Source organism: Roseixanthobacter glucoisosaccharinicivorans, assembly GCF_043195095.2.
GTDB lineage: Bacteria > Pseudomonadota > Alphaproteobacteria > Rhizobiales > Xanthobacteraceae > NCEH01.
Genome location: NZ_CM195538.1, coordinates 4,930,638 through 4,953,379 on the forward strand (window position 1 = coordinate 4,930,638; position 22,742 = coordinate 4,953,379).

29 protein-coding genes are annotated in these 22,742 nt (G+C 65.3%); all 29 read right to left on the reverse strand.

What is annotated here, in order from left to right; genetic code table 11:
• Positions 1-50: 50 nt before the first annotated feature.
• The 29 genes from V5F78_RS22700 to V5F78_RS22840 all read right to left on the reverse strand — a co-directional run bounded on the left by V5F78_RS22700 (position 51) and on the right by V5F78_RS22840 (position 22,720).
• Positions 51-269: a DUF2274 domain-containing protein gene (locus tag V5F78_RS22700; RefSeq protein WP_064331640.1), complete on the reverse strand. Its 219-nt coding sequence runs from the start codon at positions 267-269 to the stop codon at positions 51-53.
• Positions 270-271: 2 nt separating this feature from the next.
• Positions 272-1,429, reverse strand: coding sequence for a TraB/TrbI/VirB10 family type IV secretion system protein (locus V5F78_RS22705; RefSeq protein ID WP_064331641.1), 1,158 nt, complete (start codon positions 1,427-1,429; stop codon positions 272-274).
• The gene (gene trbG / locus V5F78_RS22710) at positions 1,426-2,409 is read right to left on the reverse strand and encodes a P-type conjugative transfer protein TrbG (protein ID WP_064331642.1); all 984 of its coding nucleotides are present in this window, start codon (positions 2,407-2,409) and stop codon (positions 1,426-1,428) included. The genes V5F78_RS22705 and trbG overlap by 4 nt, the downstream gene beginning before the upstream one ends.
• Positions 2,406-3,095 carry a conjugal transfer protein TrbF gene (gene trbF, locus V5F78_RS22715; protein WP_064331643.1) on the reverse strand — a complete coding sequence of 230 codons (690 nt, stop codon included), beginning with the start codon at positions 3,093-3,095 and terminating at the stop codon, positions 2,406-2,408. The genes trbG and trbF overlap by 4 nt, the downstream gene beginning before the upstream one ends.
• Complete coding sequence (trbL, locus tag V5F78_RS22720) at positions 3,092-4,453, reverse strand: P-type conjugative transfer protein TrbL (protein WP_064331644.1); 1,362 nt, start codon at positions 4,451-4,453, stop codon at positions 3,092-3,094. The genes trbF and trbL overlap by 4 nt, the downstream gene beginning before the upstream one ends.
• 3 nt (positions 4,454-4,456) lie before the next feature.
• A complete protein-coding gene (gene trbK-alt, locus V5F78_RS22725; RefSeq protein ID WP_064331645.1) occupies positions 4,457-4,744 on the reverse strand; it encodes a putative entry exclusion protein TrbK-alt in 288 nt (95 codons plus the stop codon).
• A 20-nt stretch (positions 4,745-4,764) separates the two neighbouring features.
• A complete protein-coding gene (gene trbJ / locus V5F78_RS22730; RefSeq protein WP_064331646.1) occupies positions 4,765-5,529 on the reverse strand; it encodes a P-type conjugative transfer protein TrbJ in 765 nt (254 codons plus the stop codon).
• Positions 5,526-7,982: a conjugal transfer protein TrbE gene (gene trbE, locus V5F78_RS22735; RefSeq protein WP_064331647.1), complete on the reverse strand. Its 2,457-nt coding sequence runs from the start codon at positions 7,980-7,982 to the stop codon at positions 5,526-5,528. The genes trbJ and trbE overlap by 4 nt, the downstream gene beginning before the upstream one ends.
• 14 nt (positions 7,983-7,996) lie before the next feature.
• Positions 7,997-8,278, reverse strand: coding sequence for a VirB3 family type IV secretion system protein (locus V5F78_RS22740; protein ID WP_064331648.1), 282 nt, complete (start codon positions 8,276-8,278; stop codon positions 7,997-7,999).
• Positions 8,278-8,688 (reverse strand): TrbC/VirB2 family type IV secretion system protein, encoded by a 411-nt coding sequence (locus tag V5F78_RS22745; protein ID WP_371328570.1) that lies wholly within the window; start codon positions 8,686-8,688, stop codon positions 8,278-8,280. Before V5F78_RS22745 ends, V5F78_RS22740 begins: the two co-directional genes overlap by 1 nt.
• Positions 8,685-9,665, reverse strand: coding sequence for a P-type conjugative transfer ATPase TrbB (trbB, locus tag V5F78_RS22750; RefSeq protein WP_064331649.1), 981 nt, complete (start codon positions 9,663-9,665; stop codon positions 8,685-8,687). Before trbB ends, V5F78_RS22745 begins: the two co-directional genes overlap by 4 nt.
• A gap of 189 nt (positions 9,666-9,854) precedes the next feature.
• Positions 9,855-10,283: a hypothetical protein gene (locus tag V5F78_RS22755; RefSeq protein ID WP_064331650.1), complete on the reverse strand. Its 429-nt coding sequence runs from the start codon at positions 10,281-10,283 to the stop codon at positions 9,855-9,857.
• Between the two features lie 5 nt (positions 10,284-10,288).
• Positions 10,289-12,274, reverse strand: coding sequence for a conjugal transfer protein TraG (locus tag V5F78_RS22760; protein WP_064331651.1), 1,986 nt, complete (start codon positions 12,272-12,274; stop codon positions 10,289-10,291).
• A 24-nt stretch (positions 12,275-12,298) separates the two neighbouring features.
• Positions 12,299-14,038 carry a relaxase/mobilization nuclease domain-containing protein gene (locus V5F78_RS22765; protein WP_064331652.1) on the reverse strand — a complete coding sequence of 580 codons (1,740 nt, stop codon included), beginning with the start codon at positions 14,036-14,038 and terminating at the stop codon, positions 12,299-12,301.
• Positions 14,039-14,281: 243 nt separating this feature from the next.
• On the reverse strand, positions 14,282-15,046 hold the full coding sequence (locus tag V5F78_RS22770; RefSeq protein ID WP_064331653.1) for a lytic transglycosylase domain-containing protein: 765 nt from the start codon (positions 15,044-15,046) through the stop codon (positions 14,282-14,284).
• Complete coding sequence (locus V5F78_RS22775) at positions 15,047-15,382, reverse strand: DUF736 domain-containing protein (protein ID WP_064331654.1); 336 nt, start codon at positions 15,380-15,382, stop codon at positions 15,047-15,049.
• A gap of 45 nt (positions 15,383-15,427) precedes the next feature.
• Complete coding sequence (locus tag V5F78_RS22780) at positions 15,428-15,973, reverse strand: S26 family signal peptidase (RefSeq protein WP_064331655.1); 546 nt, start codon at positions 15,971-15,973, stop codon at positions 15,428-15,430.
• Positions 15,970-16,488: a DUF2840 domain-containing protein gene (locus V5F78_RS22785; protein ID WP_064331656.1), complete on the reverse strand. Its 519-nt coding sequence runs from the start codon at positions 16,486-16,488 to the stop codon at positions 15,970-15,972. The genes V5F78_RS22780 and V5F78_RS22785 overlap by 4 nt, the downstream gene beginning before the upstream one ends.
• On the reverse strand, positions 16,485-16,739 hold the full coding sequence (locus V5F78_RS22790) for a hypothetical protein (protein ID WP_064331657.1): 255 nt from the start codon (positions 16,737-16,739) through the stop codon (positions 16,485-16,487). The genes V5F78_RS22785 and V5F78_RS22790 overlap by 4 nt, the downstream gene beginning before the upstream one ends.
• The gene (locus V5F78_RS22795; RefSeq protein ID WP_064331658.1) at positions 16,736-17,494 is read right to left on the reverse strand and encodes a DNA-methyltransferase; all 759 of its coding nucleotides are present in this window, start codon (positions 17,492-17,494) and stop codon (positions 16,736-16,738) included. The genes V5F78_RS22790 and V5F78_RS22795 overlap by 4 nt, the downstream gene beginning before the upstream one ends.
• Positions 17,491-18,144 (reverse strand): ParA family partition ATPase, encoded by a 654-nt coding sequence (parA, locus tag V5F78_RS22800; protein ID WP_064331659.1) that lies wholly within the window; start codon positions 18,142-18,144, stop codon positions 17,491-17,493. The genes V5F78_RS22795 and parA overlap by 4 nt, the downstream gene beginning before the upstream one ends.
• Complete coding sequence (locus V5F78_RS22805) at positions 18,141-19,322, reverse strand: replication initiator protein A (protein WP_064331660.1); 1,182 nt, start codon at positions 19,320-19,322, stop codon at positions 18,141-18,143. The genes parA and V5F78_RS22805 overlap by 4 nt, the downstream gene beginning before the upstream one ends.
• 18 nt (positions 19,323-19,340) lie before the next feature.
• A complete protein-coding gene (locus V5F78_RS22810; RefSeq protein WP_064331661.1) occupies positions 19,341-19,622 on the reverse strand; it encodes a helix-turn-helix transcriptional regulator in 282 nt (93 codons plus the stop codon).
• A 141-nt stretch (positions 19,623-19,763) separates the two neighbouring features.
• Complete coding sequence (locus V5F78_RS22815) at positions 19,764-20,267, reverse strand: DUF2285 domain-containing protein (protein WP_394069826.1); 504 nt, start codon at positions 20,265-20,267, stop codon at positions 19,764-19,766.
• Between the two features lie 46 nt (positions 20,268-20,313).
• Positions 20,314-20,643, reverse strand: coding sequence for a transcriptional regulator domain-containing protein (locus V5F78_RS22820; RefSeq protein WP_371328571.1), 330 nt, complete (start codon positions 20,641-20,643; stop codon positions 20,314-20,316).
• Positions 20,643-20,930, reverse strand: coding sequence for a DNA -binding domain-containing protein (locus tag V5F78_RS22825; protein ID WP_064331663.1), 288 nt, complete (start codon positions 20,928-20,930; stop codon positions 20,643-20,645). Before V5F78_RS22825 ends, V5F78_RS22820 begins: the two co-directional genes overlap by 1 nt.
• Positions 20,931-21,019: 89 nt before the next feature.
• Positions 21,020-21,277 (reverse strand): helix-turn-helix domain-containing protein, encoded by a 258-nt coding sequence (locus tag V5F78_RS22830; protein ID WP_064331664.1) that lies wholly within the window; start codon positions 21,275-21,277, stop codon positions 21,020-21,022.
• Between the two features lie 377 nt (positions 21,278-21,654).
• Positions 21,655-22,029: a hypothetical protein gene (locus V5F78_RS22835; protein ID WP_064331665.1), complete on the reverse strand. Its 375-nt coding sequence runs from the start codon at positions 22,027-22,029 to the stop codon at positions 21,655-21,657.
• A 400-nt stretch (positions 22,030-22,429) separates the two neighbouring features.
• Complete coding sequence (locus V5F78_RS22840; RefSeq protein WP_394069822.1) at positions 22,430-22,720, reverse strand: hypothetical protein; 291 nt, start codon at positions 22,718-22,720, stop codon at positions 22,430-22,432.
• Between the last annotated feature and the right edge of the window lie 22 nt (positions 22,721-22,742).

The following is a 22,742-nucleotide window of genomic DNA, read 5'->3' on the forward strand; positions in this document are numbered from 1 at the left end:
GTTGTTCCAAATAGCGCTCGGTCATGCTTCCATATCTCAATTATCTTCTTCTAGGGCAGACGCCGCGCTTTGGCGAACCCACGATCGGTTGCGATGAACCTATCAAGCATTGGAACGATCAAGCGTACCGGATCAGCGACAGATTGGCCCGACTCCCGCGCCAGGACTTCAGCATAAGCGACTAGATCACGGTGGAGCTGTGCGGGCAGCTCCACCGTGACTTTGACGGGCTTATCGTCGGCGATCGGTCCAAGTTTCAGCTTTGCCATAGTCAGCCTCTGTAGGGTTCGAGGACGAGATCGCGCGTGACGATAACGCGAACGGGGAAGCCCGGCCGGATGGTCAACGTCGGTGCGACCTGTAATTGACGCCGGACGATCTGCTGACCGGCGTCGTTTATGGTGTCCTGTGCGCCGTCGCGGATAGCGCGGACCAGGCGGTCCTCATCGCTGACCGCCAGTTCCGTGCCGACCGCGAGCAGTGTGGAAAGACCGGCCGCCTTGGCGAGATCCCACCAGTGATAATCGACACCATCCTCGAGACCGGCATATCCCTGCGTGTCGGCGCCCGGTTGACGTTCGAGGACGATTGACCGGCCGTTCGGGAAGATCAGTCGGTTCCAGACCAACAGAACTCGCCTTTGGCCGAACTGCACATTGTTATCGTATTGACCGATGATCCTCGTCCCCTGCGGAACAAGCAGGCTGCGACCGGTCGGACTGTCGTAGATGTTTTCCGTCACCTGGGCCGTGATTTGGCCTGGAAGATCGGAGCGTATCCCGGTGATGAGCGCTGCCGGGATAACCGCGCCGGCCTGGAGCACGAACGGGGAAGCGGGAGCCATGACGCGATCCGACGAGGTTGTACGGCGGTCGACCGGCCCATTGAGGAAGGCGTTCTGTCGATCCTGGGCGGTTTGCTGGCCTGCTTGACCCGCAAGGCCGGCGAGATCGACACCGGGAATGCCGGGTGTGGCAGAACCTCCCGGCGCCGCCGGGGTCATGCCCGGCTGGGTCTGAAAGAAGACTCGCGACGTGCGCGCGGCCTCCTCTTCCGCAATGCGGCGTTGTTCGGCTTCGTCGACGGTCGGCGTCGTGATCGTCGGAGGAACGACGGGCTGGCCGCGATTCTGCGCGTCGAGAATAGGTCGTCCGAGATCGCCTGGTAAGGGCGGGCCGAGAACAGGCCCTGTGTAGTCCCGCGGCAATCCGGCGAGACCATCTGCGGTCTGGCGGTTGGCGGTCGAATAAAGCTCCTCCCCGTCGCGGCCGGCGTTCCGGGTCTGGAGTGCGTAAATCAGCGCGCCGCCTATACCGACCAAAGCGACGGCGGTGACGCTCGCAAGCACCTTGCGCGACAGCCGAGTTACGCGCGGCGGCTCCGCCCGCAGGCGCATCGGAGCCCTCGTATTGCTGTTTTCCTCGCTCATGACGCGGGCCTCCCGTCGGTACGGACAATCCTCACCGTTTGCTGCTTGTCACCGCTGCCGAGGCGCAATTCGGCCGCGCCGAACAGACGATCGACGATCAGGATGTGTCGGTGGACGCGGGTGTTGGCGATTTGGGCCTCTCCCTCCGGCCCGATCACGAAGATCGGCGGCATCTCGCCTTGGACGATGCCTCGCGGAAACTCGATGTAGACGCGCCGGCCGTCGTCATAGACGGAGACGGGCTTCCAGGGCGGGTTGCCGCCGCTCAGGCCATAGCGGTAGTTGCGGGAGGCGACGGCTGGAATGACCGGGGTCGCGGGGATGGTCTGGCCCTGTCCGCCTCTTGGCTGCGGGTATGACCACGCCACCGAAGGCATATAGGGCTTAGCGCCTGAGCGCAGTTCGATCATGTAGACGCGGCGATCGGTCGTTACGACAAGGTTCGTCGATATGTCGGCGCGGCTCGGTTTCACGAGGATGTGGACACGTCGGGTCGTGCCGCTGCCGCTCTCGGTGTCGCCGATGATCCAGCGCGCGGTATCGCCGGCCGCGATCGGGCCGGCTCCGGTCAGGCTCTCGCCCGGCTCCAGCGCGATGTTTGTGATCTGCCCTGGCGCAGCATAGACCTGATAGAGAGCGCCTTCCGACCACGGGTAGACCTGGATGGCGTTGAAATAGCCCTCCCGGCGCGGCTGCACGCGAGCGGCGGCATTGGCGTTTTCGACGCGGGCGGTGGGCGTGCCGGCGGCCGTACCCCCTTTCGCCGGTGTCCAGCCCGGAGGGATATGGATCGGGCGCGGCCGATCGTCGGTGACAGCCACGGGCACGGCCGGCAACGCTGGCACATCGCGATCGTAGCTGATCTCCGGCGGCTTCTGTGGCGTCGCGCAGCCGGCCAACGTAGTGGCGGAAAGAAGCAGAACCGGAAGCACGGATTTACGGAAAGCCGGAATGCCGGGGTTGCGGAAAGCCGATTTCATTGGCTCATCTCCCGCGACCAGTTGATGGCGTTGACATAGATTCCCAGCGGATTGACCTTTATCCGGTCGGCATCGCGCGGAGGCTGGATCACGATGGTCAGGATCGCAGTCCATCGTTCGGTTCTGGAGAGCTGGCCATTCTCGAAATGCCGCTCCGTCCAAGCGACACGGAAGCTGTCGGGCGATGCCCGAATGACGCTGGAGACCTCGACGGCGATCTGCTGCTTGCCGACTTTGGTGAACGGGTCGTTGGCGCGGGCGTAGTCATTCAGTGCCGCGGCGCCGCGATCCGTCGTCCATTCGTAAGCTCGGAGCCAGTTCTGCCGGACGATGATCGGGTCGGCCGGAATGCTCCGCGTTTGTTCGATGAAGCGCGCGAGGTGCCAGGCGACTTGCGGATCGGTCGGGCGGAAATCAGCGGTGGCGGGCGCGACCGCCTGCGCCTGGCCGAGATTGTCCACCTGAACAACCCATGGCACGACGGTTCCACGCGCCGACTGGTAGACCAGGGCGGCGCCAAATCCGGCGGAGAGGATCAGAGAGCCGAACGCCATATAGCGCCAGTTTCGGGCCTGCACGCGAGCCGAGCCGATGCGCTCGTCCCAGACTTGCGCAGCTTTTTGATAAGGCGTCTCCGGTTGGGGTGTTTTACCGTAGTGAACGGCGGGCCTTTTGAAGAGATTCATGAGCGATCACTTTCAGAGAGATTTACGGATGCGCCGGACCCGTGGCTGTCGCCGGAACGGACGGCATGCGCGGCGGCGCTGACGCCGTGGGAGGCATGGCGACCGCGCTTCATGCGCTGAGCCCATGCGGGGGGCTGGTCAGTCGTTGTGGCGGGCGCGACGGAAGAAGGCTCCGCCTCGCCGCCTACCGACCCCATCGTGGATGTGCCGCCGGTGGCATCGAAGCCGGCGCGGGCGCCGTCGGAGAAGCTGGATTTCATGCTCTCGGACGCGCGCGAAGCCGCTCGACGTAAAGGCGACGTGGCGGCCGATCCGGCAGCGCGCGCAACACCGCCGACGCCGGACGCCACACCCGAAGCGCCGGACTGTCCCATGGAGCCGAGCGTGTAAGCCGACGATGCCGCTCCGGCCGCCGCAGCTCCACCACGGGCGACCGCGGCTCCGCCGGAGAGAAGCGCTGCGCCGCCTCTCGCGGCAAGCATAGCGCCGCCCCCGGCGGCCAGCGCCGCGCCGCCCACGGCGAGACCGGTGCCGACCGCAGCGCCAGCGCCAAGCTGCGGGCCGCCGCTGACGAGACCAGACGCGATGCCGGGTCCAAAGATTCCGAGGCCGACGAGTGAGAGCGCGGCGAGCACGACCGCCATGGCGTCGTCGATGCTCGGGGTCTGGCCACCGAAGCCTTGGGTGAACTGGCTGAACAGCGTCGAACCGATGCCGACGATGACGGCGAGAACGAGGACCTTGATGCCGCTGGAGATCACGTTGCCAAGCACGCGCTCGGCCATGAACGCGGTCTTCCCGAAGAGGCCGAACGGGATCAGCACGAAGCCCGCCAACGTGCTCAATTTAAACTCGATCAGAGTCACGAACAGTTGGACGCTGAGAATAAAGAATGCGAGGATGACGAGCGCCCAGGCAAAGAGCAGGCAGGCGATCTGGATGAAATTCTCGAAGAACGCAATCCAGCCCATCAGATCGGAGATGGATTCGAGCAGCGGCCGTGCCGCGTCGAGACCGGTCTGCGCCACCTTGCCGGGGCGGAGGAGATCCTGTGCGGTGAAGCCGGTCCCGGAGGCTTTTAGACCGAGACCCGAGAAGCTGTCGAAGACGATCTTCGCGAGATTGTTCCAATTGGATATTAAGTAGGCGAACACTCCGACAAACAAAGTCTTTTTGACCAAGCGTGCGATGATGTCGTCATCGGCGCCCCAGCTCCAGAACAGAGCCGCGAGCGTTACGTCGATGACGATCAGCGTGGTCGCAACGAATGTCACCTCGCCGCTGAGCAGACCGAAGCCGCTGTCGATGTATTGGGTGAATGTCCCAAGAAAGCTGTCGATTACCCCCGAGCCACCCATGAATCACCGCCTGTCGCTTGAGGACGGCGATACCGGAGCAATCGGACGGCCGAGGAATCGATCGCGTGTCTCGGCCCAGACGCGCAGGCATTCGGCGTCACTCGCGGCCTGCTGACCAAGCTGCTGGCACCGGCGTTGGCCCTCGCGCAGCGGGTCGCGCGCGGGCTCGATGATGCGCGCCGACGGTCCCGCCGGCGCGTCGTCCTTGCGAGTCATCTCCACGACCGCCGCCGTGATGGCGACCGCGACGAATATGACAGCGCCCAGCCGGGCCAGCATCTTGCTGTCCATGACAGTGCTCCTTTCTGGCCTCAGTTGCCGTTGAACATCCGCGCGCTGCCGGGCTGATACCCGGAGCCGGGCGTCAGAAACCGGCGGCGCTGTTCGCGCCCCTGTTCGGCGGCGGCGGTGCGCTCGGCTTCGGTCAGCGCGCCCGATCGGCCGTTGGCGGCGAGCAGCGCGACCAGATCAGAAAGCTGCTGCGACTGGAGGGCGAGGAGCTGGTTGCCGGCTTGCGTCGCCTGAAGCGCGCCGGTCGCGCCCTGGCTCTGGTTCACCAGTTCGCTCATCTGCGTGCGGTTGGTGTCGATGTTGCCGACGACGCCGGCCTGTACGCGCATCGCGTCCTGCAAGCTGCCGACGGTGTTCTGCCAGCGGGTACGCGCGGCGGTGACGAGATGCTGGTCGCTCGCCGACATCGAGACACTGCCGTATTGCTGCTGGAACACCTGATCGATGTTCTGCACGTCGAAGGCGATGTTCTGCGCCTGCTTCAGGAGCTGCTGGGTCTTCTGAACGTTCTGCTGAAGCGTCTGGAGCGAGGAGAACGGCAGGTTCGCAAGGTTCTTCGCCTGGTTGATGAGCATGGTCGCCTCGTTTTGAAGCGAGGTGATCTGGTGGTTGATCTGCTCCAGAGTGCGCGCCGCCGTCAGCACATTCTGCGCGTAGTTGGTGGGGTCGTAGACGATCCTCCAGGCATATGCAGGCGAGATTGCGAGTGGCGAGACCGCGAGTGGCATGGCCAGCATGGTCGCGGCGAGAACCACGGAGGATTTGCGAAGTAGATGGATGCTCATGGCTGAAGCTCCTTTCCGGTTTTGGGGATGAGCGTTGGGAAATTCGGGAGCAGGTCGATCGCCCAACCGACCTCGCGGGCCTCGAGCCAGGCGGCGAGGAAGCCCTCGCGGCCATGGTCGGCGACAAGGTTGGCAATCAGGGTCTGATCCGACTTCGAGGATGCGGCACAGAGCGCGAGACCGAGTTCGCTCAGGCCGAGCTCGAACAGCCGGTTCCCGCGGCGAGACTGGCAGTAATAGTCCCGCTTCGGCGTCGCCCGCGCGAGGATCTCGATCTGCCGGTCGTTGAGTCCGAACCGCCGGTAGATTGTCGTGATCTGCGGTTCGATAGCGCGTTCGTTCGGCAAGAGCAGTCGCGTAGGGCAGCTCTCGATGATCGCCGGAGCAATGTCCGAATTATCGATATCGGACAGCGATTGCGTGGCAAAGATGACCGAGGCGTTCTTCTTTCTCAGTGTCTTCAGCCATTCACGGAGCTGGCCAGCAAATCCCTCGTCATCGAGGGCAAGCCAGCCCTCGTCGATGATGAGCAGCGTCGGGCGGCCGTCGAGCCTATCGCCGATACGATGGAATAGGTAAGCGAGGACAGCGGGTGCCGCGCCAGTGCCGACAAGGCCCTCGATCTCGAACGCCTGCACGTCGGCTGAGCCGAGGTGTTCGGTCTCCGCGTCAAGCAGCCGCCCATACGGGCCGCCGACGCAATAGGGACGAAGCGCCTGCTTCAGATCGTTCGACTGGAGCAGAACGTGGAGGCCCGTGATCGTCCGCTCATCCATCGGCGCGGAGGCAAGCGAGGTGAGCGCGGTCCAGATATGCTCCTTTGCTTCGGGCGTGATCGTGATGCCCTCGCGGGAGAGGATCGCGACGATCCAGTCGGCGGCCCAGGCGCGCTCGTATGTGTCGTGAATGAGGGCGAGCGGCTGAAGCGATACGGAGACGTCCGAACCTTCGGTGAGACCGCCGCCGAGATCATGCCAATCACCGCCCATGGCGAGTGCGGCTGCCCGGATCGAGCCGCCGAAATCGAAAGCAAAGACCTGGCTGCGCGCGTAGCGACGGAACTGCAAGGCCATAAGGGCAAGCAGCACGGACTTGCCCGCACCGGTCGGGCCGACGACCAGGGTATGACCGACGTCGCCCACATGCAGAGACAACCGGAACGGGGTCGAGCCTTCGGTCTTGCCATAGAGCAAGGGGGGCGCATCGAAGTGCTCGTCCCGTTCCGGCCCCGCCCACACGGCGCTCAGGGGGATCATGTGGGCAAGATTGAGTGTCGAGATCGGCGGCTGGCGGACGTTGGCGTAGGCATGGCCGGGCAAGCTGCCGAGCCATGCGTCCACGGCGTTGACGGTCTCGATCATGGCGGTGAAGTCGCGACCCTGGATAACCTTCTCGACCAGCCGCAATTTCTCGTCGGCAAGGCGTGGGTCGGCGTCCCAGACGGTGATGGTCGCGGTGACGTAGGCCAGCCCCGCCACGTCGGCGCCGAGCTCCTGAAGGGCGAGATCGGCGTCCGCCGCCTTGTTCGCCGCGTCGGTATCAACGAGCACGGACTGCTCGTTGGTCATCACCTCCTTGAGGATTGCGGCAATCGACTTTCGCTTGGCGAACCACTGCCGACGAATCTTCGTTAGGAGTTTCGTCGCGTCGGTCTTGTCGAGCAGGATCGCCCGCGTCGACCAGCGATATGGGAAGGCCAGCCGGTTGAGGTCGTCCAGCAATCCAGGCGTTGTTGCCGTCGGGAATCCGATGATGGTCAGCACGCGCAGATTCTGCTCGCCAAGGCGCGGCTCCAGCCCGCCGGTCAGCGGCTGGTCAGCCAGAAGCGCGTCGAGGTAGACCGGCGCTTCGGGGACGCGGACGCGATGGCGCTTCGTAGAGATCGTCGAATGCAGGTAGGTCAGGGTCTCGCCGTCATCGAGCCAGCGGCAGGACGGCATGAAGCCGTCGAGAAGCGCCAGCACGCGGTCGGTGCGGTCGGAAAAGGCCCGTAGGATCTCATGCGGGTCGATGCCCGAACGTTCGCGGCCTTCGTACAGCCATGCCTCGGTGCGCGCGGCTTCCTCCGCCGGCGGAAGAAACAGGAAGGTCAGGAAGTAGCTCGACACAAAATGCGCGCCCGCTTCCTCGAAATCGGCCTTTCGTTCGGCGTCGACCAGACCAGATGCCTGATCGGGAAAGCTACTGTCCGGATAGGTGCCGGCCTCGTGGCGCTGCGCCTCGACGAAGATGCTCCAGCCCAATCCAAGTCGACGGAAGGCGTTGTTGATGCGGCTGGCGACGGCGACCAACTCGGCCGCGACAGCGGAATCGAGATCGGGACCCCGAAACCGGGCAGTGCGCTGGAACGAACCGTCCTTGTTGAGCACGACGCCGGGAGCAACGAGAGCGACCCAGGGCAGATAGTCGGCGAGACGCGACGCTGATCGGCGATATTCGGCAAGGTTCATCATCGACGGCGCCTCCCTCAAACCGCAAGATGGCCAGGGATGCGAAGGTGCCTGCGGCCGACCTCCACAAAGAGCGGATCGCGGCGGGCGGCCCACACGGCAATGAAGTGGCCGATCGCCCAGATGGCGAGCCCGACCAGCCAGAGCCGCAGGCCGAGGCCGACCGCGCCGGCGAGCGTGCCGTTCATGATGGCGATCGACCGCGGGGCGCCGCCGAGCAGAATGTGCTCGGTCAGGGCGCGGTGGACGGGAACCGTGTAACCCGGCACGGCGTCCAGTTGCTCGAACGCGGCTGGCATCAGATGAGCGCCCCGCCGCCAAACGAGAAGAACGACAGGAAGAAGCTTGACGCGGCAAACGCGATGCTCAAGCCGAAGACGATCTGGATCAACCTGCGAAATCCGCCACTCGTATCGCCGAAGGCGAGCGCGAGGCCGGTGGCGATGATGATGATCACGGAGACTATTTTTGCGACCGGCCCTTCGATCGACTGGAGGATTTGTTGAAGCGGCTGCTCCCACGGCATTGACGAGCCGGAGGCGAAAGCCGGCGGCGTAGCGGCCAGCATCATGATGGTGATGAGCGCGGTCGACGCGGCAAGGCGCTTCCGGTCGCTGCGCAGGATCGTGCCGGACGGCGCGTCTGCCGGACGCCGTAGGGTCGATAGGATCGACAGCTTCAACACATTCGGAATGACAGGCGACATCATTCTGTTTCTCCATTCGGGGTGGTTGCGGGGGTGATGCAGTAGTCGCCGTCGGGGCCGAGCCCTTCGACGCGTGCGAGTTCGGCCAGCCGGCGCGACGAGCCGCGCCCAGCGAGGACGGCAACGATGTCGATGGTCTCGGCGATCAGCGCTCGGGGAACGGTGACGACGGCTTCCTGGATGAGCTGCTCGAGACGGCGCAACGCGCCGATGCCGGAGCCGGCGTGGATCGTACCGATGCCGCCGGGATGGCCAGTGCCCCAAGCCTTCAGGAGGTCGAGGGCTTCGGAACCGCGTACTTCGCCGATCGGAATACGGTCGGGCCGCAGGCGCAGCGAGGACCGGACGAGATCGGAGAGCGTCGCCACGCCGTCCTTCGTCCGCATGGCGACGAGGTTTGGCGCGGCGCATTGCAGCTCGCGCGTGTCCTCGATGATGACGACGCGATCCGCGCCCTTGGCGACTTCGGCAAGAAGCGCGTTCGTCAATGTGGTTTTGCCGGTGCTGGTGCCGCCGGCGACGAGGATATTGGCGCGGGATGCGACAGCCGTTCGCAGCATTGCGGCGTGATCGGCCGTCATGATCTCGGCCGCCACGTAGTCATCGAGTGTGAAAACGGCGACCGCGGGCTTGCGGATGGCGAAAGCGGGCGACGCGACGACGGGAGGCAGCAAGCCTTCAAATCGCTCGCCCGTTTCGGGCAGTTCGGCAGACACGCGAGGGGAGCGCGCATGCACTTCGGCGCCGACATGGTGAGCGACGAGGCGCACGATGCGTTCACCATCGGCGGCCGTCATCGTCTCGCCCGTATCGGCCAGTCCTTCGGAAAGGCGATCCACCCAGATGCGGCCGTCGGGGTTCAGCATGACCTCGACCACGGCCGGTTCTTCCAGAAACCGGGCGACGGCGGGTCCGAGCGCGGTGCGCAGCATGCGAGCGCCGCGCTGAATCGCTTCCTGTCTCTGGTAAGTGGATGCCATATCGTCCCCATTTCTCGTGGGGACGCGACAGATGCCCCCGGATCGGGGATGATTAAAAGAGCCCGAAATCGGACCGATTCAACAAGTTTCGGTCGTAGTAGTAGCGTGGCGAGCAAATACAGGGGAACGGCGGTCCCGCCCTATCCTTGAACTTGTCGGCGTCACTCCCAGATGCCGCGCGCGAGAACGTCACGGACCCGATTCGGGGACATCCTCGGAAATCTCCTGACGCAGCTTCGGCCCCTGCGCCAAGCGCCGACCCAGGGCCGTGATGAACGCCTCATAACGCTCGCTGGATTTGGCTCGCGCCGCTTGGGCCGCCGGCTCCGGCAATGCGGGCGTCGTGGTGATCCAGAACCTGATGAACACCGCCAGCGTCTCGACAGCGATGCCGACATCGCGTTCGAGGCGGGTCATGCGACGGTCAAGCTGGTCGAGGCGTTTTGAAATGATCGCCTCTCGCCGTTCGGCATCGTCCGGCGATAGAAATGACGCGATCGCGGCTTCGGCGACTATGGATTGTGACTGATCCCGACGCGCGGCGAAATCCGCGAGGGTCTTCTCGACTTCCGGGTCCAGATAGATCGTGGTCTTTTTCTTTTTTCTGCGACTGGTCATGGCGACTACAGCTCCATGCCGTCGTTGGGATCAAGCGAGACTTGGCGGGCGATGCCCTGCATCTGCCGGATCATGCGCCGGTTGCGCACGGCCTCCTCCTCGGCGTCATCCGGAAGGTCGATCTCGAATTCGTTTTCGATGGGCGCCTTCTTCTCGACCGGCTTCGCGCGGCTGAGCTCAGGTTGCAGCCGCCGTTCGGAGTCCGTCGGGTCGTCATTGTCGGATCGATCTGTTGCTTGCCCGTTCACCACGTCCGGTCGCGGCGGGACCGGCAGGCCGCTCCAGTCATCCGGGCCGGTCCGATCGGGCCGCTTCAGGTCGGCCGGGGAAAGCAGGCGCTCGCGGAAGCGGGCATCCTCATAGTAACGCGCCTTCTTCGCCTGGATCGGCGGAATACCGGCAACCATGATGATCTCGTCGGTCGGCGGAAGCTGCATGATCTCGCCGGGCGTGAGCAACTGTCGGGCGGTTTCAGAGCGGGACACCATCAGATGGCCGAGCCAGGGCGATAGGCGGTGCCCGGCATAGTTCTTCATCGCTTTCATCTCGGTGGAGGTGCCGAGGGCATCGCTCACCCTTTTCGCGGTCCTTTCGTCGTTCGTCGCAAAGCTGACGCGGACGTGGCAGTTGTCGAGGATCGAATTGTTCGGCCCGTAGGCTTTCTCGATCTGGTTCAGCGATTGCGCGATCAGGAAGGATTTCAGCCCGTACCCCGCCATGAAGGCCAGCGCGGTCTCGAAGAAATCCAGTCGTCCGAGCGCCGGAAACTCGTCCAGCATGAGCAGGAGGCGGTGCCGGCTTCCCCCGGCCTGAAGATCCTCGGTCAGGCGGCGGCCGATCTGATTGAGCAGCAGTCGGATCAGCGGCTTGGTGCGGTTGATATCAGAGGGCGGCACGACGAGGTAGAGCGTCGTCGGTCTCTCGCCGCCCACGATGTCACGGATCCGCCAATCGCATCGGCGCGTCACCTCCGCCACCACCGGGTCGCGGTACAGGCCAAGAAACGACATGGCCGTGGAAAGCACGCCCGAGCGCTCGTTGTCGGATTTGTTGAGAAGCTCGCGCGCGGCACTGGCGACGACGGGGTGCGGGCCGACCTCGCTGAGATGCGCGGTCTTCATCATGGCGCGCAACGTCGACTCCACCGGCCGTTTCGGATCGGACAGAAAGTTCGCCACGCCGGCAAGCGTCTTTTCCGGCTCGGCATAGAGGACATGCAGGATCGCGCCGACGAGAAGCGAATGGCTGGTTTTTTCCCAGTGGTTCCGTTTGTCGAGCGAGCCTTCGGGATCGACCAGGATGTCGGCGATGTTCTGGACGTCGCGCACCTCCCATTCGCCGCGGCGGACCTCGAGCAGCGGATTGTAGGCCGAGGATTTGGGGTTCGTCGGGTCGAACAGCAGCACTCGGCCATGGCGCGAACGGAAGCCCGATGTGAGCTGCCAGTTTTCGCCCTTGATATCGTGGACGATGGCCGAGCCCGGCCAGGTCAGGAGCGAGGGTACGACTAGGCCGACGCCCTTGCCCGAGCGGGTCGGCGCAAAGCACAGCACATGCTCCGGCCCGTCATGGCGCAGATATTCGCGCTCGTAGCGGCCGAGCACGACGCCGTCGGGATTGAGCAGGCCGGCAGCCTTGACCTCGGTCTTCTCGGCCCATCGCGCGGACCCATAGGTCGCAACATTCTTCGCCTCTCGCGCTCGCCAGACCGACATGCCGATGGCGACCGCGATGGCAATGAACCCGCCCGAGGCCGCAATCATCCCGCCGGTCGCGAAGATGCTGGGCGCGTAGGCGTCGTAGAAGTACCACCACCACATGATGGCCGGCGGCGGGTAAACCGGCATGCCGAACAGGTTGAACCAGGCCGGCCCGAGCTGCGCCTGAAACCCGAGGCTCCACGCGACATACTGGGTCGCGCCCCATGTGGTCGAGATGATGATGAGGAAGACGATCGTGATCTGTCCCCAAAGGATTTTGGTCGCGGACATGGCGATGCTCCTTTCCGGTCGAGGTTAGAGGCCGAGCCCACGCTTGCGGCCGAAGTCCCAATCGACGCCGCCATCGTCGCGGGAGACGCCGGAGACGTGGCGGCCGATCTGTTTTTCGAGAGAGGGCGACCAGGGCACGAGCTGAAAGCCCAGGCCGTCGTCGATCATGGCGAAGCGACCGGAGGCGAGCGCGAGGCGCTGGCGATAGACGCCGGCGACATACTCGCCGGAGCCGGCGCGGTTGAACGCCGTGCCGGTCTCGGCCGCGAGCTTCTCGCCAAGCGCGCTGACCTCGCGGTCCCGCAATGTGTTGAGCAGCCTGCGGGCGAAGACGACGCGCCTGCCCTGCCGCTCCGCCAAGCCCTCGTCGATCAGGAGCTCGGCCCGTTGCTCCAGAGCGTGCTGCACCTCGGCGCCGAAACCGCCCTCCGACAGCGCAATCGGTTCGCGCGCGACCGATTGTCGATCGAGCCAGGTAGCGCCGGCGGCGTTCACCTGAGCGTGGATATCCAGATCGGAGCGGACGGCGAGCGCGACGCGGCGTTGTCCTTCCCCATCCTCCCAGGCACGCAGCTCGACGATCGAGCCGGTCGGGCTGTCGCCGGCAGCGTCGAGATGCGGCAGCTTGATATGGTGGGTGCGGCCGTCGACGCCATCGACCACGGCATAGGCGGTGCCCTTGAGCTCGTCATCGAGGCCGCGCTCGACCAGGCGACCGACAACGGGGACGTCGAGGCTCTCGCCGGCGAGCACATAGCTTGCGGAGCCGCGCTCGATGCCGCGCTCAGTGAGCGCGCGGTGCATGCGCTTGATGATGTCGCCACGCTCGCCGAGCTCGCGCAGGACTGTCTCGGCCTCCGGCCTGATGAACCACTGCGAATGACCGACCTGGCCGGCGACGCCAAGGACTTCGAGAGTCCGGAGCCGACCGACCTTCAGGGCGTGGAATTCGTCCGGCTGTCGATCGGCATGCGGCGCAAGATCGATGATGCCGGACTTGCCCGCATCACGGACAAGCTGCCGATCGAGCTGGGTCCAGCGTTCGGCTTCGACCTGCCGCTCGAGATTGCGGGTGATGTCGAGGTCGGTGCGCTGTCCAAGCTCCTGAGTGACGAGGTCAGCCGCGCGGGCGCGCATCCCCTCCTTGATGTAGTCACGCGAGATGACGAGGTCCTGGCCGTCGTCGGTGCGGCCGCGCAGGATAATATGGACATGGGGATTGTCGGTGTTCCAGTGGTCCACGGCCACCCAGTCGAGCCTAGTGCCGAGATCCTTTTCCATCTGGCCCATTAGTTCGCGCGTGTAGGACTTGAGGTCGGCCATGTCGGGCGCGTCCTCCGGCGAGACGATGAAGCGGAAATGATGCCGGTCCGGTTCGCATCGCTCCGCGAAGGCGCCGACCTCCATGTCGTCCTTCTCAGGGCCGAACATCCGCGCCTTCTCTCCGTCCCGGGTCACCCCGTCGCGGCGCAGATAGTTGAGGTGGGCGCCGAGCGGTGCGGACCGGGCCGAATGGCGAACCACCCTGGTCTTGATGACGACGATGCGCGAGCGCCCGGTCAGCAGGCGATTGGCCTGTATGCTGGCGCGCTGGCCGCGGCCGAAGCGGGAGCGTTTGCCCGAAGAGATCTTGCCGGAACGCGAAACGCGGCCGCCAGCCTTCTGTGCGGCAGCGAGCGCCTGCGCGACGAAGGGCCGAGCTTGCTGAGCGCGGGTAGAGCGAATGCGCCCCGGACGGATGCGGAACTCGCGGTCATCGGCCATGGCGAGACCCCGCGCCGTGCGAAACAGCTAGGAAAATCAGGAAGATGGGCGCGCAGCGCACGGTGCGCGTGAGCGCCGCACGGTGCGGAACGCGCCGAAAACATGAACAAAAGCAACCGACCGACCGAAGCGCACCGTGCGCCTTTTTATCTCGCCATCGTCCGGTTGTTGCGCCTGCCCCCACTCTCCGCGCTCTCCATGACACGCCAGAGCACGATGGGATGCGATTTGCCGCGGGGCCGCTCATGGCCGGTCCCCAGCGGCATTCCGGGCGACGAACAGGCCTTCCGGCTGTGCGGCGACAAGCATCTGCGGTGTCGCCGAGACGGGTGAAAGGGCGTCGTCCGACGACCGATCCTGAGACGTGGAATTGACAGGTGAAGCACCGAAATCACGCCCGACGAAGATCGCCGCCTCGCGCCAATCGAGCGGCCGGGCGACCGCCGAACCGCTCTTCGAAGGGCGCTCGCCGCGCAGCGCGGGCGCGAGCGAAGCGACATAAGCCCGCGTTTCGGCGGGCAGCGCTCGGCCCTTCGAACGATGCTCATCGTAGCGCGCCGGGCCGGCATTGTAGGCCGCGAGCATGGCGGCGATGTCGCCGTAGCGATCCCACATCTCGCGCAGGTACGCAGTACCCGCGAGGATGTTGTCGCGCGGATCGTAAGGATTGCGGCCGAGGCCGTGGCGGATGCGAAGCTCGGCCCAGGTGTCCGGCATGACCTGCATCAGACCCATCGCACCGGCCGAGGAGACGGCCCGCACGTCGCCCGCGCTCTCGGCGCGCATGACGGCGACGATCCATGCTGACGGAATGCCGAAGCGGCGCGATGCCTCGGCGATATGCGCCGCATGCGGATGCGCGGCGACGGTGCTCGTAGGCGACACGCTTTGCGCCAGAACCGTCGGCGTTGCGGCTGGGGTGAAGAGCAGGCCGGAAAGGAGAAGGAGCGCTGAGCGCCGGACGGTGGAAAAACGTCCGGCGCAGGCGCGGTTTCGGGGCGTCGCCATTCAGTCCTCCTGCCGCCTTTTGGAGGGCTGGACGGTGGTGAGCACCCAGGCAGAACCGTCGTCACCGGCGCGGAAGAGATTTGCGCGAAACGTGCCGCCGAGTAGCGGGCTGTAGATCGTGATCGAGACGAACTCGCCGGCCCGTTCGCCCACATGTATCCAGCCCGCGCCGATATCGAGGCCGTCTTCGTCACCGAGCAGGACGCGGTATTTCGGGGCGTTCTCGGTCTCCGAGGATTCGGCAGGAACGAGGGTCATTTCCTCTTTGATGCCGAGCGTTCGGAACTCGCCTTCGAAGCCAGCTTCCGTGCGCGTGAACTGTCCGATCTGGGCCATGGTCATCGTCTCCTGTGCTGCGGTGGGATTACGAAGGACGCGCGCTCACCGCGTCGGCGCGCGCCAGACGAAGCGACCATCGCCGTCCTCGTCGGTGAAAAGCGGGGTGGCCCGGCCGATCACCGCGGAGGCGGGAAACGGGCCGAAGTAGCGGCCGTCGAGGCTGTCGGCGGCTTCGAGGTTCATGAGGAAAAGTTCGCCGCCGCCGATCACGCCGCAGCCCCGCCAGATCGGCAGGTCGCGGCCACGGCTGTCGCGGTCGCGGGCCTCGCCGAGCGGAACGTCGTCAACCGTGATGGCGCGACCGTCGCGGCAAACGCGCTGTCCCGGTAGGCCGACGACGTGCTTGAGGATCGGCACGTCGCGGCCGACATAACCGCGTTCGACCATAAAGGAGGCGAATGGCTCGGGCGGCATGACGGCGACAAGATCCGGCACCTCGATCCGCCCGGTCGGCGAGACCGTGTAGAAGCCGACCGGCGCGCTCGCCGTCGCGTTCCAGATGAGTTTCAGCGGCATCGGCGTGGCGCTAGCCGCGGCGATGCCGAGCACGGCGACGGCCGTCGCCGCGAGGTAGCCGAGCCGCGTCATCGCCCGATCTCCCGCCGCCGAAGCCAGGCTTGATGGCGCTCGGCCGTGTACGGGCGCGGCATCTCGCCGGCATTCATCCAGTGCGCGACGTGCCGCCAGTGATCGGGATCGGCGTCCGCGGGATCAATGCCGAGTGCCTCGATGCCGTCGACATGGCGAAGCACGTCCTCGACCTTCGGCCAGCTTTCGATCTTCAGCAGGATGTCGCCGCCGGGACGCACGAAGGGCAGCGTCTGGAACGGCTCACCACGGTCGACCGCGCGCACGATGTCCAGGCGCGAGATGATCGTTCCGTACTCATTCGCCGCCCAGCGGACGAGGCAGAAGATCGTGCCGGGCGCGAAGCCGACCACCCTGTGGCGGCGGTCGAGCTTCTGCTCGTAGCTTTCGCGGCCGAACCTGATCCAGTTCTCGATGCGCTTCTCGATCCAGGTGAGTTCGACGAGCGTGGTGAACGCGGCTGGACCGTCCGGCAACGGACGGCCGCCGATGCGGAGCGCCGCATTGCCGGTCATGGTGAGTCTCCTTGGGTGTCGGGGAATTCGCGCTCGAACAGCTCGCGCAGCATGTCGGCGACGGTGACGGCGCGGCTGAAGGCGGCGATCTTGATCCTGCCGCGCAGCTCAGGCGTGATGTCGATGGTGAGCCGGGCCGTGAAGGTCGCGGCTGCGCCATTGCGTGGCGGAGGCGTGTCCCCCGCTTTGATCCAACCGTCCGCATCGGCGGGGCGCTGCGCGAAGCCGCGCTTTTCGGCGGGGGCCGTCATGACGCGCCTCCGTCATGGAACGGCAGCACGGTGGCGATGCGGTCGCGGGCGCGGTCGGCCATCGTGGGGTCGATCTCGCAGCCGATATAGCGCCTGCCGGAGAGCCGGCAGGCTTCGCCGCCGGAACCCGAGCCGGCGAACCAATCGCCGACCAGGCCGCCTTCCGGGCAGCTCGTGCGGATAAGGATTTCGAGGAGCGCCGACGGCTTTTCAGTCGGGTGGATCGCGCGGCCGTGGCAGTTGCGCAGGTAGATGACCGACCGCATGAGGCGCGGCCCGCCGTCGTGGCTGACATAGTGGCCAGCATCAATCTGGCCGGTATGGGGCGGACGCTGCTTGCGTCGCACGGTCCGGGCTGTCGCGTCGGGCGTGGTCTGGACGTCGTTGTAGATGTCGCGCCAGGGCGTCTCGGCCGGATAGAACTGGACGGCCAGTTCATGCACGCGCTTGAAGCGGTCCGCATGGAAGCCGGTGCCGTTCTGCTTCTCCCAGACAATCTCCTGGGCGAGCCGCAGGCCAGCGTCGGCGAAGCGGTCGGCGGTTGCCATGAAGCTGCGCAGCGAACCGAAGACCCACATCGAGCCGGTTGGGGCAAGCGCCCCGCGCGCGAGTGCCAGCCAGCCCTCGACGCGGCGATCCCAGGCGAGCGATGTGTCCCCGTAAGGGGGATCGGCGAGGATCATGTCGAACGGGCCGCGCGCCGGCATGCGATCGCGGCAGTCTCCGGACAATATGATTTCGGGAAGAACTGTCATGGCGCGGTCTTCCCGATGCGAAGACGCTCGACCTCGGCCGCCAGCGCCGCGATCTCGCGCGCGGCGGGCGAACGCCGATCGATGTCCGAGGCGAGCCGCCCGGTCTGCGCGGCGTCAGCGAAGACGACGCGCTGGCCGATCGTTGTGGCGAGCACCGGCGGATCGTGGTCGGCCAGGGTCTCGGCGGTCTCGCGAGCGATGACAGTGCGGGCGCCGCAGCGGTTCAGCACGAAACGGGCGCCGAGTTGGGGCCGGTAGATGCGCGCCTCCGCCAGGAGCGCCAGCATCTCGGCGGAGGCCCAGCCATCGAGCGGCGACGGCTGCACCGGGATCAGCACGACGTCGGCGGCGAGCAGCGCGGAGCGCATGAGGCCGGCGACACGCGGCGGGCCATCGATGACAACGTGGTCGACGTCACGCGCGAGTTCGGGTGCTTCGCGGTGCAGTGTATCGCGTGCGAGACCGACGACGCCGAAGGCGCGCGGCAGGCCCTCGCGCGAGCGTTGCTGCGACCAGTCGAGCGCCGAGCCCTGCGGGTCGGCGTCGATCAGGGTCACGCGCTTACCGCGCATCGCCAACTCGCCGGCGAGATGGAGGGCGAGCGTCGTCTTGCCGACGCCGCCCTTCTGGTTGAGGAGAGCGACGATCATCGGCGTCCTCCCGGCGGATCGAGAGGAAGACGGGGCGTCTCGGGATCGATGGATGGAGAGGTTTCAACGCGGCGGCTTGCAGCCGTCTGTAGTGGCTCGGCCGGCGCGATTGGCGCGCTTTTCCTGGCGGTAACGCTGAGGCTTCTGGCGGCGTCGCGGATGAGGTTTTCCACATCGCGCGCGCGCTCTTCAAGGTTAGAGTCTATGTTAGACTCTAAGTTAAGGGCGCGATTTCGTGTGGAATTTCCGTGCGTTAAACCCTGTTTGGGTTCCTGATAGCACGAGCCTCGGGTTCCCGATAGCACGATAGTCCGGGTTCCCGATAGCACGAGGCCGTCCACAGCCTGTCCACAGGCGGGCAGCGGCTCGAAAGCGAGCAGTGCGCGGCCGCCAATTTCGGTTTCGAGGAACAGGGTGTAGCCGGGCAGCGGCTGGCGCCGGATGATGTCGCGCAGCTCGAAGGCGAAGCGCTTGAATGGCGACAAGCTGCCTGATTTCTGGTGAAGGTGCTGGAAGTCGAAGCGCCAGCCGGCGCGCTGGCGGCCACCGTGCTTGCGCACCAGGCGGTAAAGCCAGCGGTCGAGACCGCCCGTCAGGTCGAAATAGGTCCGGTCGATGGTCAGCACGAGCGCATCGTCGAGGACGGCCTGATAGAACCAGTCCGGCACGATCAGCTCGATGCCTTCGGGGCGGCCGTTGCGGTCGGTGCGCTCCTGCCACTCGTTGATCCACGAGAAGCGATGACGGCGGCCTTCGGCAGGCTGGCGGATCGAGGTGGAAACCGTCGTCGACTGCAGACGGTCGAGCGCGGCTTTGAGGCGCTGATAGTCGCGTGAGCTCGTGCCCCGGCCGACATAGGTGAGGATTTCATAGGGCGTGGCGGCCATCAGCCGCGAGGTACGAAGCCCATTATCGCGGGCTTCGACGATCTGGCTCGCCGCCCAGATCAGGATGTCGGCGTCCCAGATCGTGGCCATGCCGTGATCGGGGACCGCCTCCACCCGGATCGTCACGTTGCCGGCGGCGAAATCGATCGGCGCGACGCGATGGGTCTTGGAAAGGGAGAAGAAGGGATAGGCCATGAGATCCTGCGCGTCTCGTGGCGCGAAGTCGCCGGGAAGCGCCCGGAACAGATCGAGCTGCCCGCGCTCCGAAAGGGATCGACGCCGCACCGCCATGAAAGAAGCCAGCCGCGGTCAACGGGCGTAGCGGCCGACCTGCGGCGCGGACGAAATGGCGTGGCGCTTCGCCGGCAGCACAGAGCCGCGCGGATCGGAGGTCGACGTCACCGCGCCGCGAGCCGCCCAGGTTTCGAGGTCGTCGATTGCGTAGACGACGCGGCCACCGAGCTTGCGGTAGGCGGGACCGGTCCCGTAGGTCCGGTGCTTTTCGAGGGTGCGGGCCGAGAGGCTGAGAAATTCGGCCGCTTCCTTAGTGCGCAGGAAGCGCGGCGGGAGAACGACGGGTTCGTGTGGCATGGATCGGGCCTCCGTGGTGTTGGGGACGGCCGTCGCGGATCAGCGACGGGCAACGACCACGGTGGCGGAGGAGAGCCGGCGAGTTGCAGGGCGAAGTCGGGGGGTATCGAATTCGCCCACCATGCGCGGGGCGAGACCGGGCTAGGATTGGCGACGATGACGAAGGAGCTTTCGATAGCCGCCCGCGACCATGGCGCGGGCGTCCCGCAGGAGCGCCTTGATGGCGTGGCGGGCGGACGACGCCTGCCAGTCGTCGCGGCCGAGATGGTCGATGTGAAAAATGACCTCGGCGATTTCCTGCTGCGTCGCGCCGGCGCGATAGCCGTCGAAGGCGCGCAGCATCCGGCGCTGGCGGGCGCGTTGCTGACGTGTCAGTCGCGTGTCGGGCGGAATGGCGCGGCCGTGCAAGGCCGAGAGAAGTCGATAGACCGCTTCGATCCGGTCGAAGCCGTCTATGCCGAGGGGTATGGCGGCGACAGCAACCGTCTGCCCGTCATTGGCGCAGTCGATGATCTGGAGACGCTGCCCGTTTCCGAGAGCAAAGCGAAACGCTGTGTCATCTTCGCCCATCGGCGGATAGCGGCGCCATGGCTCGGGGGGAGCACCTGCGAGACTAGCGTCGAGGTCAGGCGGGGCCTCGGTCAATACGACGACGCTCGTGTCTTCCTGCGTGAGCCAGAAAACGGGAGCGTCAGGAGGCGGTGTCAGGGGGTCGACGGGGAAATCGTAACCCCCACCGCCGCCGAATTTGCTCGGTGAGCGGCGTGTGGGTTCCGCGGCCAGAGGCCGAAGCCTCGAAGTCTGCATCATAGGCGTCGTTGCGGCGGAGCCATTCCCAGGCCAGATCGGATGCGGTCAATCTATCCAGGTGCTCATACCCCGAGGAACGCCAGGTCGATGCGTCAGGTGTCATCGCTGATCCTCCCAAGTTTCTGTCTAAATCTTTGGAGGGTTCACGATTCCCGTTTGGGTTGATCTGGGGAAGTCGGTCGCACATCAATAGGTGATGCGTTTCGCGCATCACCTATTGATGTGCGACTTCTGCTGGCTTTCACGGACCAGTTCGCGATAGCCGTGCTCGGTCATCCAACGGGCGCGAGCGAGATGCGCGTCGTGGATCAAGCGGCAGCGCTTCGGATCACGATCGGGATCGAGGCCAAACAGGATGTGCACTGCCTCACGCCAGTCAGCGCCGTCGCGCTCGGCATCAAGCAATCGCATATAGAGCTTCATGTGCTCACGATCATAAGATGTGAGTGTCTCGCTGAACGGTGGTTCTTCCAGAAACGTCTGCGTTGCCTGCCCCATCGAGCTCACCTATTCACGCGCGCCATATTCGTTCACTATTTCCCACGGGAAATAGCTGCATTTTATGACAAGGCTTGGCAACCGCGCGATCAACGCTGCTGCTTGGGAGTGTCGGCCCCGTCGTTCAGGAGAAGCACCCCTTTTCCCTTGTCGGTCGAAAGGAGAACGATCCCCGCTGCCTCGAGCGCTCGTCGAACCTGGTCGCGCGTCACCTCGTGCGTCCCCAATCCGCTGTCGGATTCGAGGCGCTTGAGCGCGGTCAATGCTACCCGGGCCTCGTCAGCGAGCGTCTCCTGTGTCCAACCCAGCAACGCGCGTGCGGCCCGTGATTGTCGGGCGGTGATCATGCATGATCACCTCCCATTCGGACCTACGCGCACGCCAGAACTACGACTATTTTAGTCGCCTGCGCTCGATATTGCGACCGAAATTTACCGATAGCACAAGCTTCAAGGGAAATCCTCGGCAACTGATTCGGTCGCCACCAAAGCCGGGGGCCTTACCGGGAGAGGGAAAGGGGTTTGGGGAAAGGGAGGAGGGAACCGTCCTCTTTCCCCAAGGGAGGATGTTTGAAGGAGGGGCTTGCCCTTCCTTCATGGGGTGAGTTTGAGAGGGGCGGCTTGCCCCCCTTTCATAAGCCAGGACAGTCGGTCGAACCGGCTGCCCTGGCTCCCGGCACAGAGATAAAGGCGAGAGGCGGCCGTGGCCGCCTCTCGCCTGGACCTTAATCGGTGTCGGGACCCCAGAGCGGGTTGCTCGCGGGGTCCTCGATGTCTCCGTCGTCGGGCGCCAACTCGCGGACCACCGCCCTGATCTCGTAGTCGCCGATCTTGGTGCGGCCCTGCGCGACGAGGATGCTAACCGCAGTCTCATTCGCCTCGATCGCCCGGATCGCATCCTCCATGTCGTCATACGGCCCGAGGTTCTCGATGGCGATGACGTCTCCGTCCTCGTCGTAGCCGCCGTGAAGGTACATCGGCGCGTCATTCAATCGTTCGAGAGCCCGCTCCGCGTCGTGGATAAGGCGAAAGCCCTCCGTTCGCTGCCTCCAATATTCCGCGCTGCCGCCATCGATGGTGATGATCTTGCGATGTGTCATGGAAAATCTCCTTTTCGTCTCTGACGAAAGGTGTCCACGCTGTAGCCCAGAGGGGTCAGGGACCGCCTTAGCGGCCGCCGTGCGGCAAGCGGAGGAACCGATTTTCTGGTTCGGCCCATCGGGTCGGAGCGGAAAATTGGAGGGGCCGCGCTGTCCTTGACGCCGGATGGGCTGGCGTACACTGGGAAGTCAGAGAGAGAGAGGAGTAGCCACGGCGTCGACCAGACGCCGTGTCCGAATAGGAATGGGGATGGTTTGGAAGGGGGTGTGACACCCCCTTCCATGGGAGGATGTTTGAAGGAGGGGCTTCGCCCTTCCTTCATGGGGAGAGATTGAGAGGGGCGGCTTGCCCCCCCTTTCATAGGGCATCCGGCCGGTCGATCCGGTCGGAGACCCTGCGCTACGTCCCCCCGGCAAACACTGCGGTCGAAAAGAATGGGAAGGTGGCCGCAACCACCTTGCCGGATACCCAAGAGATTGGCGCATCGGGATCAAACGGCGTCATCGGCCGCGCTGCAGGTCGGCCGGGATCGGGCCAGTAGTAGATGACGGCGGTCGGGATGTTCAGCCCGGTTTCCTCGGCGAGCCGGTCGAGGATCGGTCGTAGGCCGCACAGTTCGTTGTCCGTGCGCGTGGCGACTCCGTCCGAAGTTCTCGTGAAGGCCGCGAGGCGGCCCGAGATCCCGCCCATGCGATCCGCGGCCGCCGTCGCC